The following is a 13,114-nucleotide window of genomic DNA, read 5'->3' on the forward strand; positions in this document are numbered from 1 at the left end:
CTCTATGGACTATCCTATTGCCTAACAGCAGGCAGTATAAAAAGATCTAGTGCACTAATGGGATAGAGGACATTTTTGGTTCCTCTGGCGAAGCTTCTGCTGTTCTGGCTTTAAAGAGCTCAATAAACTTCTCGGTTAATTGGGCTTTGTGAGCCTGTAATTTAGAACTGAATTTTTGAAAGAGACGCGATAAATACCCTGATTCCGCGTAATTGGTATTCCATTCGGAAACCACCCCTTTATTTTCCTTATTGCTTGTGGCTTGTACTTTTGAAGAAGCACCTTGATCCTCTTCACTAATTGCTGCTACCGCCCCGTGTAAGTTGTGCTTGTTATAGGCAATATCCAGTTTCTCTTGCAATTGTTCAATGCTTGCCTTGCCAGACACAAATAGCTTAAGGGTGTCGAGGACAGCCTGCTTTTCATGGCTGAAAGGACCTTCATTTTGAGCAATGCTTTTGAGCAAACCGGCGCGGGAAGAAACAGCTTGATAGCGCTCATTGGCACTTTTACATCCAGCCATGGACATTTCTTCAACATAAACGGAGAGCGCTTGAGTTAACATGCCAAACTGCTTATTGTGATGGTGGTCATTAACCATAATGCTAAATAATGCTTGCACAGCCAAGGCGGGCAAATTATCAGCAGGGGTCATGGGTAATGCCGATTTCCATTTTTCTTTTTTAGCCGTGAAATCTTTGATTGTCTCATTCCCTTGCTGCGAATCTTTAAAATATTTATTTCCATATTCTGCTTGCGGCAAAAATTTAATGTATTTGGCATGGGCAGCACGGAAAGTCGTGCAGATGCTTTCCCGCAATTGTGGCGGAAAGTGGGCAGCCTGCCTCTCAAAGGTTGCAAGCATTGCCATATCGGCCATCAGTGCAGCTTCGCTGGTGGCATTATCTGAAGCATAGTAGTTCAGCTCGTTTGTGTGTTGATTCACAGGTATATTTTGCACATAGACAAAAGCCTGGGTTTCACCAGTCAAAAGTTGTTCGTAATTAAACCAATGAGAACCCTTTAAAATACGGGCGGCACTGGCACGCTGCTTATTTTGCAACTCCAGTATTGGCAGATTGTCGTAAGCCTTGCTGTGCAAGGAGGTCAGTAAATTGTAAATTATCGGTCCTGAGTAATAGCCATTTTTCGCCCGCAATTGTCTGACATCCCTGGCTAATTTTTCTTTTACATCCCTTACCGCATCAGAGTGAGGGCCTGAGTTTTGCGCAATGGAAGGCACACGAAGTTCTGCCGTGGCATCCTGGTAGGCTCTCACCTGATGGCCATTAGCAATATATTGATTGCGGCTCACTACACGCACAGCTTGTTCTTCAGCCCCTAATTGTTTACCGTGGGCGGTTTTTTCAGTGGCGCTGATGTGGGTGACGCTTTGGTTAGCGTTGTCCGTACGAAGGTAGTCCCAACCGGTTGCGGTCGTTTCAGTAAAATGCTCTTTGTTGAGTTCCGCAGCCATTTTGGCGGTTAAGGACTCGAAATCATCCGGTTTAGCTTTTTTAATGGCATCAACCAGAAGTTCTCTAAATCCTGGTGCCAAATCTTTCCTGGCTTCATCCAGCTCTTTATTTAAACGCACAAAATCAATTTCATCCTCTTCATCTTTGACTTGCTTAAGTATGTTTGCAAATTTAACCAAAACCCCATTATTGACTTCCCGCATGACCGCCCAGCGTTGCTCTTCCGTTAATAAAGGGGCACCATGCATTTTTTCCAAACCTCGCAGGCTTAAGGAGATGTGCATCATCATTTCTTCCTGCAAGGCAACCACGCTGCTTCGCTCATCAGAAGCAAGATATTGATCCAAAGCCTCATCCAGCTCGGGGGCATGAAGGCGTTCCTTAAATTTCTGCTTAAGTCCTTCGGAGTCAGCTATATCAAGGTTGCAAAGGGTTTTAGCATTGATGGACCTGCCAAGCATCTTTTCCAAAGTGTGTTTATTGGCTTCTAAGCCCGGGATCCCTTGAAAAATTAAATCATAATCCTCTTGCTCAAAATCATCGGCATCTACAACGACAATGATATGTCCTTGGGGATCAAATAGGGCGTCCCGTCCGTCCCCCACTTTTTCAAAGGCTTTTTCAATCAACAGTGCCTGATAGCGGGCTTCAACTTGCCTTTGCATAAAGGCATGAGAACGGTAGACAAAAGGGCTATAGGTTTTATAGTCATTCACAATAGGGACGATTCGTTTTTCCAATTCTGACTTATTTGCAAGCTCAGAGGCTGAACGCGTCTCAGCACGTAAAGCTTGCCTTACCTTTCTTTGAATGTATTCCTGGCGCTTTGCATCAATGTTATGCCTTTTTGCAAGAACGTCATTAACAGGGTCAAAGTGAATGCTTTGCCTATAGAGTTTTTCTTCCGCTGGACTCACAAAATTAGCCATTTTATATAGATCAAAAAGAACCTTCATGGCACGTGACTGACTAGCGCCGCTCCATTTTGCAAATAATTGGCCCTTGTCTTTACCCTGAAGCTCTGCGAGCAAGACATCAACGGTTAGACCATCGCTTTCAATTCTTTTTTTTAACTGGTTGAAAAAATTAGATTTATAAGAGCCTGGCTCTTGTGCAAGATAGGCATCAATTATTTCTATAGCCTGTTTCTTTTGAAAATCAGCAATGAGATGGGTTTGTTCTGCCTCAAGTGATTTGGCTAAAACAGTTACCATATGTGTTAAAGGTTCTACGCCTTCTGGTTTTTGCAGTACAAAATGAATGGATGTTGTTAACTCAGAAATGGCACCCAGGCTTGTAAAATCAAACCTTTCTTGCAGAAGCGTTTGTACTCTTTCTTGCAGAGCTTGAGGTAAATCGAAGAAGTATTTAGCATGAACCGGATTTTCTTTGATCAAACCCTGAATAACTGCGGTAGCGATTTCAGGATCACTGTCGCAAACGGCATTAAAAAGCTCAGGTTTTTCCTGCACCAGCGCCAGCAATTCTTTCTCAAGATCCTCTACAGGAGAATCTTCTCCTAATGCAACCAATACTCCTAACTCAGAGTTCTTTTCCTTGTTCTTTTGAATATCGTAAAGCTGTTTGACCACCTCCGGAAAATAAGCGGGAGTATTTTGGAAGAGCTTTAATAAGTTATTTTGTAAATCAGCAGGTTTTTCGTCTAAAGCTTCAACCAGGCTTTTATCCGCAAAAGTGTGCAAACCTAAAGAAACCTTTAGCTCACGATCAAGGTTTTTTCTTGCCAGTTTTGACCAAGGATCCCGTTGCCAGTAGCGATATGGGAAAGTACTGAGAACTTTGCCAATCGCATCTTTTTGACCAGAGTTGGCTGCAACCAAATGTGCTAAATACTGATCGGTAATTGGAACACCCAACTCCCGATAAAGCTTGGCAATCAATTGTGCTGCCTGGGAATTTGGAGACGCAGAGCGAGAGCGTGATAACCAAAACAGATTGCGATGGTCTTCAGGATCCAACTGCATTAAAAAGAAGGTTAAATTAGCGACGGTAAGTGTTTTTTCGTGATAGGAGTCAAGGATTAAACTGAAAAAATTTTTTTTCTGCTCATCGTGTGCCGAAGTGCCCTTACTATTCGCGTATTTACTTATTTCTTCTATTAATTTTTCAAGAGACATGACGCGCTTCCAACAACCATAGCTAATACTTACAAAGTATAGAATTAAGATTAAGACAGCCTTATTGAATTAGTTTTTTGCCATATTTTTACGAATATTTTACATTTGTTTCTTTATCGCCGCTAATGGCCTCTATAGGCGGGGATGAAGGAACAAGTTATTCTGTTTTAAACAATAAAATCCAATTCTTCTTATGAAGCCTTATATAACAGTGTTTACGCTCAATTTCTTAGCCACAAACCTCTATGCCTTACCTAAGGACTTTGTTTACCTGCATGATTTAGCCCCCCTCATCATAGAAGATCTTCGTTATTTGGGCTCAAACAACTTTATTGGCCACCCCATTCCCGGCTACACATCCAATCGCTGCATTTTAACGAAAGAAGCCGCTTTGCAGTTAGCAAAAGTTGAACAAGCAGCCCTTAAACGCGGTTACACACTAAAGGTGTACGATTGCTATCGCCCTCAGAAGGCAGTAGATGCTTTCTATCGCTGGAGCCAAAACCCCAGGGACAATAAAATGAAAGAATGCTTTTATCCCCGTGAAGAAAAAGCAAAGCTGTTTGAAAAAGGTTACATCGCCAAAGCTTCAGGGCATACTCGCGGCAGCACTGTGGATTTGACTCTGGTCAAATGGCCAAACCCTTTCACCCCATCCAGAAAAACAAGCGGTCCCTGCTATGGCAAAAACCCAAGTTATCAAGATGATAATTCGATGGATACTGGAACGCGTTTTGACTGCATGGACAGGACGGCTCACATTACCTACCGCAATCTGACGAAACAACAGCTTAAAAACCGGCAGTTATTGCAAAATCTTATGGTTCGGTTTGGCTTTTCACCTTACCCGGAAGAATGGTGGCATTTTACCTTAAAACACGAACCCTTTCCTAATAGCTACTTCAATTTTCCAGTTGCATAACATCATGCCTGCGCATCTGAATGTAAAGACTATCAAGGAATCTCAGCTCGGCATGAGCTGTAAAAAAGTTAAACAGCAAGTCTTGCTTGCTGTCTACATGTACTAAGCGACTGATTCGCGAATCGTCCAAACCCGCTGTGCACCAATGGCCGCACCACTGTCTTGCATCCATAAAACCAAAGGCCTTATTCCCAATCCACTCGGAATGGATTTAGAGGTTAGAGCTACGGCAAAGGAATATTTGTTCCTGAGGACCTTTAGAGCGTTTAGCACGGAATTGGTATCCGGTTGATTATCCTTAAGCACAAGTTCGTTTCCACGGTAAATAACCGTAACAGCTTGGCCGCGTAGGGCATTTTTAACCACAGTTTCCAAACGGCGCCATCTCGCTTGCCTACTTTTTTGTACTTCGGCCTGCGTTGGATTTTGTTGAAATTTTAGTCGCCCATGCGGGGCAAATACTTTGGCCCAAGTGTTATTTCCTGGTTTTTGCTGTAAAAAATAACTGCATAAAGCATCAACCACATAACGGTATTTACCAGAAATTGAAGATTTTGTTCCTGGGACGTGATTGATAAAAATCGCAAATGCCAAGGTATGAGCGTTTGCAGTGTACAAATAACCAGACAAACTGACAATGCCTCTCATCGTACCGGTTTTAGCGCGCACCAAGTCTTGTTGCATCGGGCCTTTAAAGCGGCGCTGCAAAGTTCCATCTCGACCCGAAACCGGCAGAGCTGCAATGTATTCATAAGAAAGAGGGAATTTATCATGAAGGAAACGCAGTAGAGCCGCAGTTTGAGCTGGAGTGATTAAATCATGGCGTGATAAACCGGAACCATCCGTCAAAACTGCATTTTTTAATTCAATGCCGGTTTGTTGTTGAATGAAATTCTTTACCAGGATTTGTGCTTCTGGCCAATTAACTGGAGAGCCATGTAATTTTTCCGCAGCGTGTAAAAATAAACTGTCGGCATATAAATTATCAGAGGGTTTTAACGTATCGGCCATCAATTGCGAAATAGGTTTTGACGTTTCACTGGCAATGAGAAGAGAACCGGCGGGCGTTTTGCCTAACAAGACATTCCCTTCAAGGCTGATATTTGCCTCAGCCAATTGCTGTTTGATTAAACCCTGGGCAAAAGCAAGAGGATTTCTTATGGCCATCTGCTGCTGCACTGCCCATTGACCCACAATAACACAACCATTTACCGTTAAATGATTGTTCTGATCCAGGTTAAAGCTAACCCCGCAGCGACTGCCCTTGGGTTTCGTCCTGACCTGATTATTAATGCTGATGCTGTGACTGGCATCATTGGTTTCTACAATGGCCAATTCATCCACCTTTCCCGAGGGGTTTACGGTTACCGTGAGGCGGTTTGTATCAATCATGACTGGTGCTAAAGGTGCACCATAGCTGTAGACACGATCTTCTGCCATCCATCCCGGTGGATAGGGGCTTACTGCGGAGTGGCTGCTGTCTATGTAAACATTCCCTTGTATGCGGTTTACTTTCCAGGTTTTTAAGCCGGCGAACAGATTGGCCAAACGATCGTGACTGAAGGAGGGATCCCCTGTGAGATGCAAGTACAATGATCCTTTAAGCACCCCCTGCTGCAGCTGAGCTGAGTTGGTACTCAATTCATTTCTAAAACGATAGTCAGGACCTAAAACCATTAAGGCAGCAGCGTCTGAAAACAATTTCATGTTGCTCGCAGGTACAAAAGCCTTGGTGGGATTTCTACGAAATAAAGTTGCTCCCGTGGTTAAATCAACCACTTCAACGCCAATGTTGAGTGAGGGCGAAACCTGGTTGATGATTTGATCCGCACCACTTTGCAAACTGGCATAGGAAGATAATGCAGCAAGGGTCAGCAAGGCAGTTGATAACGTCCTTTTCATTCCTAATTTTCCTTTATACTTTAGCTTTGAAATAATTGCTAATCATAACTTAAGCCCAATCGCTCAAGAAGCCCTGCCAGTGTATCATTGTTAAAAAATTTTATTTGCAAAACACCACCTTCTGCATCATTTGCAATAATTTGCACGGGCGCACCAATTTGCTCGGCAATTTTAGTTTCCAAACGCTCAATATCCCGATCTTTTCGAGGATTTTGCAAAACCTTTCCCTGCTTGATTTCCCTGACTTTTTGCTCCAGTTGTCGAACACTCCACTGCTGCTCTTCAATCTGCCTGGCTAAAGCCTGTTGTTGAGCTGGTAGTAAGCCAACGAGCATTTTGGCATGTCCCATGGATAACGTTCCGGATTTAATGAGGTCTTGCACCGTTTCACATAAACTCAACAAACGAAGTATGTTGGCAACATGGCTGCGGGATTTACCTAATAAAGTTGCTATTTCATCCTGATGAAAATGAAATTCAGTGATAAGGCGGTGGTAACCTTGCGCTTCTTCAATCAAATTCAAATTTTGTCGCTGAATATTTTCAATCAGGCTAACGGCGGCGGCTTGCTCATCAGAGTAGTCGGAAATCAAACAGGGAAGTTGCGCTATTTGAGCCAGCATAGCAGCTCGCCAACGCCTTTCACCGGCAATAATTTCATAACTGTCCTTGCCATTTTTCCTAACCACCAACGGTTCAATTAAGCCCTGAGAAACAATCGAATCGGCGAGCTCTTGTAAGCTTGCTGCATCAAAGCTGCGCCTGGGCTGGTAGCGACCTCGTTGCAGGTATTCAATGGGAATGAGTTTAAATTCAGTTTGCATATTCGGGATAGATTAAAAGAAACTTATCAATTGTTTCACAGGATAAAAAAATTACCTAGATGGATTTAACGGATGGTGCTGTATGAACCAACAATACAGTCTTTGGCAATCATAACTCTAAGGAAACTGAAGATTGAGGAACTGGCTCTTCTTTGCCAGAGCGGGCAAAGAAATTCATGCTGATGTGCGATATTTTATTTCCATTCAATTGTCGCGCCACTTCACTGCGCAAGCAGCGGTGGGAATTAAGAAAATCATCAGCTTGTTCTTTGATGAAGCTATCGTTTGAGTGAAAAATTTTTACCAAATAATTGGCAGCCTCCTGCAAGTCTGTAATGGAATTGCTTTGGGCTAAAGCTTTGGCTAAATCCAGCATGGCATTGGTTAAGTCCTCATCCGCTGCCAATTTTAGCCATTTTAACTGCTCCGCAGAGTGTTCAGGATGCATTTTGGAGAGACGATAGGCAGCCATGGCATTTCCTTGCAGAGCCAATGCCTTTAATTGCTTATACCTTTGGAGGGTTTCTGTTTTAACTTGAAAGCCACTGGTTTTCTGTGCGGCAAAACCTAGGGGGCTTTTCATTTGTTCTAATTTCTCGACCATAATCACTGAATAAAAGACTGGATGAGCTAAAGATAATTGATTCAAATTAAGTCAAGCTTAAGTGACGTAGCATTTACAAAATTTTTACGTTCTATCGTATAAATACCAGCCGAGATGAAAAAGAGTATGACTGATTATTGCCGCCACTAAACCGTAATGCCAAAACAGCCAGCCAAAAATAATGGCTTGCCAAATGGTCAGGATTAAAACGGCATAAATAAAACGGCGACCAGGGAGACAACCCGCAGCAAAATAGGCGGGGAGCTGCAGCAAAGCCAACAATATCCCGCTGGTAATAATGGAAATCCAGATTGTAAATTCGCTTAGCTGGCCGGCAAATAATATTGCAAAAAAGGCAATCACATTCATTAAGCCCCAGCGTGCAATTATTTCTTCAACAACCGCTCCATAAAGAATGCATCCGTCGAGACTTAAAGCAGCACGAATACGCCACATAATCTTTAGGCTTTGCTCATCCAGAATACTGGCAACAACTGCATAATAAAGAATGAAAAATATCAGCAAGCCCACCAGGGTGGCGAATAAAACAGGGGGTAGCATTTCGACAAGTGGACCAACAACAGACCTGCCCAATAATAAATTGTCCAGAATTGGCGCTGTAAAGCCGGTCCGCAGGGATAAAACACTACCAGCGATGTTCATTAACATCAGCATAAACAAGGTTTGTCCAATGGCGAGTTTACCGACCCGTTTCCTCAGTTCTTCGCTGTTATTCGGAAGCAATACGGCCAAAAGGCGCGGTACCGCGATTAATACACCTGGCAAACTCAAACAAAATAAAACAATAACAATCGGCCAATTGATAATCATGTCTCAATGCTTCCTAAGAATGCTGTAAAAGAACCCATCTCCCTGTTTTTCTGCAGGAAAAATTTGCCAACCATAGGGTCTTTTCTGCCCCCATGCCTGCGAATCAACCAAAGAACAATCACTATGGCTTAAAACAAATTTTTGAATCTGCTCTTCATTTTCTATTTTCATGATGGAACAAGTTGCATAAACCAGTAAACCCCCTTTGGCAAGAAGGGGCCACAAGCTATTTAATAAATCTGCCTGCAGTTGGCTAATCGCCAGGATATCCTCTTTGCTCCTCAATAACTTAATGTCAGGATGTCGACGTATAACACCCGTTGCAGAACAAGGGGCGTCCAGGAGAATGCGATCAAAGGCTTGACCATCCCACCACGTGTCAGGAACCAAAGCATCGCCTTTTATTAAAGTAGCGCTTAAATGAAGTCTCGACAAATTCTCCTGAACGCGCTTTAAGCGTTTCTCATCCACATCCAGCGCAAGGCATTCTTTTAATTGCGGTTCTACTTCCAAAATATGACAAGTTTTACCACCGGGTGCGCAGCACGCATCCAGCAGCCGTAAACCTGGGTGTAAATCCAGCAAAATTGCAGCTTGTTGTGCTGACTCGTCTTGCACGGAGACCTCCCCCTGTTCAAAACCAGGCAACTCATGCACATTGCAAGGTTTTTGCAAGCGAATACCCACCGATGAATGCTCATGGGGGTAAGCTTCAATGCCTGCCTCCCGTAACCGTTGCATATAGCGGTCTCGACTGTTACTACGTTCATTCACTCTAAGGCTCATGGGGGGATGGCTGTCGTTGGCTGTTAAAATGTGCTGCCATTCATTAGGCCAATCCTTTTGGATTTCATCAATTAACCATTGCGGATGTCCGAAATGGAAAGCTGGAATTTGCTCAAGAGTTGCTTGAATAGTCGAATGCTCTCGACAAAATTTTCTCAACACCGCATTGATTAATGCTTTAGCCCAGCTGTTCTTACTGCGATCAAGTAAAGCCACTGTTTCCTTAACCACAGCATAATCTGGCTTTTGCATATAGTGCAATTGATAAAGGCCAATGAGCAAAATCAGCCAGACTTCCAGTGATTTTGGCTTTTTATCTAACAGTTGCTCAGCCATTGTTTGCAGACGAACATAATGGCGTAATACGCCAAAGCAAATTTCCTTGGTAAAGGGCGACAGCTCATTTGCGCTTTGCAGCAATTGAGACAGGGGGATTTTTTCTTCAAAAAGTTTTTTTAGAATGCGAAGGGCTTCTAACCGGTCATTTTTTTTCATTTTAAAACGACATTAACCTGTAATTGTGAGCGGTTGGCATTTAAATAATCAGCCACCGAAAGGATTTTACCCCCGGGAAATTGGATTTTTTCAATCATTAAGGCCTGTTTGCCAGTTGCGACAAGCATCCCCTTTCTGTCCAAACTAAGTATTGTTCCAGGCACTGCTTCAAAAGAGCAATCTTCGACGTGGGAATAATGAATTCTTATCAAGTCATCCCCTGCTCTGGTATAGGCAATTGGCCAAGGATTAAAAGCACGAATTTTATTATGGATATCCAATGCAGATTGCTGCCAATCAATTTGCGCATCGTCTTTGCTGATTTTACCGGCATAGCTCGCAAGGCTATGATTTTGCGGCTGTGGCTGCACACGATTGTTTTCCAAATCGTCCAGGGTGCGAAGCAAAGGTTCGACTGCTAGCTCGGCTAAGCGATCATGCAGCGTCCCTGCTGTGTCCTCTGGAAATATGGGACAGCGCGCTTTGGCCAGCATTGCCCCTGTATCCATCCCTTCATCCATTTGCATGATGGTAACCCCTGTTTCATTATCACCATGCAAAATAGCATGTTGAATGGGCGAGGCCCCACGCCAATGCGGAAGCAAGGAGGCATGTACATTAATGCAGCCAAGTTTAGGGATTCCCAGAACCTTTTTTGGTAGAATTAAGCCGTAAGCAATGACAATCATTACATCTGGTTTTAATGCTTCAAGTTGCCCAACGGTTTCTTCGCTTTTAAAATTAAGGGGTTGATAAATAGGCAACTGATGAGAGATTGCCCAGGACTTAACTGCTGATGGTTGCAATTTGCGCCCTCGACCTGCAGGCCTATCCGGTTGGGTATAGACTGCCATAATAGGATGTCGGGATTTGGCTAAAGCATCCAAAGCAGGAAGGGTAAACTCCGGAGTTCCGGCAAAAACAATATTCAAGTTGCGCTCCTATTGGCAAAAATTAGGAATTCTCCGGATTGATCTCGCTTCACGAACTTAACGGCGCGCTTTCATACGTTTGTATTTTTCAAGCTTTCTTCTGGCCATGGCTCGCTTTAGGGGGGAGAGTAAATCAACAAATAATTTGCCATTCATGTGATCAATTTCATGTTGGAAGCACTCAGCCAATAAACCCTCAGCACTCATCTCAAATGGTTTACCGAAGCGATCTTGTGCCTTAATGGTAACTTTCTGTGCACGCACGACCGTATCATAAGCTCCAGGGACAGATAAACAACCTTCCTGATATTCTTGTTCACCTTCTGATGAAGTAATTTCTGGATTTGCAATAACAATTTGCTGCGTTTTATCGCCCACCACATCAATGACAGATAACCGCAGGCTCACGCCGATTTGCGGCGCAGCCAAACCGACGCCATTCACGCTATACATGGTTTCAAACATGTCCTCGATAAGGACTTGCAAATTTTCATCAAAATGCTCAACTGGCTGAGCAATCAAGCGAAGCCTTTCATCAGGCAGGTACAGGATTTTCCGAATAGCCATAACTTTCTATTTGGTACAAATAATACGTGGTATTATCGCCAATACCTCGTATTGCTGCAAGATGTCCATTTTTAAACAACAGATGGATACCCCAGCCCTGCAAGAACGCCTATGGAAATTTCAGGATGAGAAATAAACATTATTTAATCGCGCTTAATAAAATGCTGTCTGTTGGACCTAAAACCATCGCAAAATTGTTAGAACATTGGCCAAATCTGGAGGAGTTATTCAATTTATCGAAGACAAAGCTTGAAAAAGCCGGTTTACCGTTACGACTGGCCGAGGCAATTTCCAATTGTTCTTTAGCCAGCATTGAAAACGATTTGCGTTGGCAAGAACATCCCGAGCACCATTTACTCACCTGGGAAGACAGCGATTACCCGGGTTTACTGAAAGAAATCTCAGACCCTCCAGCCGTTCTCTATGGCTTAGGCCAGCTATCCTGCTTTAAGCAACCTTCTATAGCCATTGTAGGTAGCCGCAAACCATCAGTCACAGGGAGTGAAACGGCCAGGCGTTTTGCGGTTGCTTTGGCAAAGAGTGACTTAACCATTGTCAGCGGACTAGCCTTAGGGATTGATGCTCAAGCCCATGGCGGATGCTTGGAGGCAAAAGGAAAAACAATTGCTGTTATGGGCACAGGAATCGACTTAATTTACCCTCGAAAACATCGATCTTTGGCGAATGATATTAGGCAAACAGGATTGATTTTAAGCGAATTTCCTTTGGGAACACCCCCTGCAGCTGGACATTTTCCACGTAGGAATCGTATAATAAGCGGTTTATCATTAGCCACTTTGGTTGTTGAAGCAGCAATTAAGAGTGGTTCCTTGATAACGGCGCGACTGGCTTTGGAGCAAAATCGTGAAGTGTTGGCCATACCAGGTTCAATTCTTAATCCACAAGCCAGGGGCTGTCACTTTCTTCTGCAGCAGGGAGCGAAGTTGGTGACTTCCGTTCAGGATATTATGGAAGAGTTAAGACTGGATAGTAAGCAAGTCGAACAAACAAACGCATCACTATCCCTTGCCACGGATAACCAAAACCTAGTAAAGTGCATTGGCTTTGAAATAACATCTGTGGATCAAATCCTTACACGAAGTGGTTTAGGCATTGAAGAAGTAGTCAGCTCCTTGGCTACATTAGAATTACAGGGGATTATTAAAGCAGTTCCCGGTGGCTACATGAGGTGTGCGTAAATGAAAGACAGCTTGTTTGAAATGTTAATGAGTTTTTTTGAAAAAAGCTTGGCACAATTAAAGGAGAGTCAATCCGCCCATAGTGAAGATAACGATGAGGCCGTGGAAAATAATAGCTTGGGAAGCCGCACCCTTTTCATTCGCGACGCCCAAAAAACCGCGATACGCGTATTCACTGTGGACGAGCAAAGAAAACTCACCAAAGCAAGTTATCAGTTTTTAGCCAGACTCATGCGACTTGAAATTATTGCTGAAGAAACCATGGAATTCATTATTAATCAATTGTTATTTTCTGAATCACGCTTTGTCGGTATCGAAGAAACCAAATGGACCATTCGCAACACACTTGCCGATAACCTTGATGTTAATCAGCTAGCTTTTCTTGATCTTGTGCTATATCAAACAGAAGACAAGCTATCATTGCATTAATATTTAC

General features: G+C 43.3%; 11 protein-coding genes. 3 read left to right on the forward strand and 8 right to left on the reverse strand.

Going from position 1 to position 13,114, the window contains the following annotated elements:
* Positions 1 to 46 precede the first annotated feature (46 nt).
* The gene (locus EL203_RS12450) at positions 47 to 3,616 is read right to left on the reverse strand and encodes a hypothetical protein (protein WP_058471910.1); all 3,570 of its coding nucleotides are present in this window, start codon (positions 3,614 to 3,616) and stop codon (positions 47 to 49) included.
* 211 nt (positions 3,617 to 3,827) lie between these two features.
* On the opposite strand from EL203_RS12450, the gene EL203_RS12455 reads away from it, so the two are divergent.
* On the forward strand, positions 3,828 to 4,538 hold the full coding sequence (locus EL203_RS12455) for a M15 family metallopeptidase (RefSeq protein ID WP_232003956.1): 711 nt from the start codon (positions 3,828 to 3,830) through the stop codon (positions 4,536 to 4,538).
* A gap of 102 nt (positions 4,539 to 4,640) precedes the next feature.
* Here EL203_RS12455 and dacB read toward each other — a convergent pair whose 3' ends face one another.
* The 7 genes from dacB to def form a co-directional block, all read right to left on the reverse strand.
* Positions 4,641 to 6,440: a D-alanyl-D-alanine carboxypeptidase/D-alanyl-D-alanine endopeptidase gene (gene dacB, locus EL203_RS12460; RefSeq protein ID WP_058471908.1), complete on the reverse strand. Its 1,800-nt coding sequence runs from the start codon at positions 6,438 to 6,440 to the stop codon at positions 4,641 to 4,643.
* A 38-nt stretch (positions 6,441 to 6,478) separates the two neighbouring features.
* The gene (locus EL203_RS12465; RefSeq protein WP_058471907.1) at positions 6,479 to 7,264 is read right to left on the reverse strand and encodes a ParB/RepB/Spo0J family partition protein; all 786 of its coding nucleotides are present in this window, start codon (positions 7,262 to 7,264) and stop codon (positions 6,479 to 6,481) included.
* A gap of 109 nt (positions 7,265 to 7,373) precedes the next feature.
* Positions 7,374 to 7,913 carry an SEL1-like repeat protein gene (locus tag EL203_RS12470; protein WP_126320125.1) on the reverse strand — a complete coding sequence of 180 codons (540 nt, stop codon included), beginning with the start codon at positions 7,911 to 7,913 and terminating at the stop codon, positions 7,374 to 7,376.
* 39 nt (positions 7,914 to 7,952) lie between these two features.
* Positions 7,953 to 8,699: a CPBP family intramembrane metalloprotease gene (locus EL203_RS12475; protein WP_058471905.1), complete on the reverse strand. Its 747-nt coding sequence runs from the start codon at positions 8,697 to 8,699 to the stop codon at positions 7,953 to 7,955.
* Between the two features lie 3 nt (positions 8,700 to 8,702).
* On the reverse strand, positions 8,703 to 9,980 hold the full coding sequence (gene rsmB / locus EL203_RS12480; protein ID WP_058471904.1) for a 16S rRNA (cytosine(967)-C(5))-methyltransferase RsmB: 1,278 nt from the start codon (positions 9,978 to 9,980) through the stop codon (positions 8,703 to 8,705).
* Positions 9,977 to 10,912, reverse strand: coding sequence for a methionyl-tRNA formyltransferase (gene fmt / locus EL203_RS12485; protein ID WP_058471903.1), 936 nt, complete (start codon positions 10,910 to 10,912; stop codon positions 9,977 to 9,979). Before fmt ends, rsmB begins: the two co-directional genes overlap by 4 nt.
* 57 nt (positions 10,913 to 10,969) lie before the next feature.
* On the reverse strand, positions 10,970 to 11,479 hold the full coding sequence (gene def, locus EL203_RS12490) for a peptide deformylase (RefSeq protein ID WP_058471902.1): 510 nt from the start codon (positions 11,477 to 11,479) through the stop codon (positions 10,970 to 10,972).
* Between the two features lie 125 nt (positions 11,480 to 11,604).
* On the opposite strand from def, the gene dprA reads away from it, so the two are divergent.
* Both dprA and EL203_RS12500 read left to right on the forward strand, forming a co-directional pair.
* Entirely contained in the window at positions 11,605 to 12,678 is a 1,074-nt protein-coding gene (gene dprA, locus EL203_RS12495) for a DNA-processing protein DprA (protein ID WP_058471901.1), read from the forward strand.
* Complete coding sequence (locus EL203_RS12500) at positions 12,679 to 13,107, forward strand: DUF494 family protein (RefSeq protein WP_058471900.1); 429 nt, start codon at positions 12,679 to 12,681, stop codon at positions 13,105 to 13,107.
* Positions 13,108 to 13,114 lie beyond the last annotated feature (7 nt).

Source organism: Legionella jordanis (assembly GCF_900637635.1).
Classification (GTDB): domain Bacteria; phylum Pseudomonadota; class Gammaproteobacteria; order Legionellales; family Legionellaceae; genus Tatlockia; species Tatlockia jordanis.

Coding starts and splice junctions, on each gene's coding strand:
- EL203_RS12450 (WP_058471910.1), bottom strand. CDS start 3,616: ATGTCTCTTGAAAAATTAATAGAAGAAATAAGTAAATACGCGAATAGT.
- dacB (WP_058471908.1), bottom strand. CDS start 6,440: ATGAAAAGGACGTTATCAACTGCCTTGCTGACCCTTGCTGCATTATCT.
- EL203_RS12465 (WP_058471907.1), bottom strand. CDS start 7,264: ATGCAAACTGAATTTAAACTCATTCCCATTGAATACCTGCAACGAGGT.
- EL203_RS12475 (WP_058471905.1), bottom strand. CDS start 8,699: ATGATTATCAATTGGCCGATTGTTATTGTTTTATTTTGTTTGAGTTTG.
- rsmB (WP_058471904.1), bottom strand. CDS start 9,980: ATGAAAAAAAATGACCGGTTAGAAGCCCTTCGCATTCTAAAAAAACTT.
- def (WP_058471902.1), bottom strand. CDS start 11,479: ATGGCTATTCGGAAAATCCTGTACCTGCCTGATGAAAGGCTTCGCTTG.
- dprA (WP_058471901.1), top strand. CDS start 11,605: ATGAGAAATAAACATTATTTAATCGCGCTTAATAAAATGCTGTCTGTT.
- EL203_RS12500 (WP_058471900.1), top strand. CDS start 12,679: ATGAAAGACAGCTTGTTTGAAATGTTAATGAGTTTTTTTGAAAAAAGC.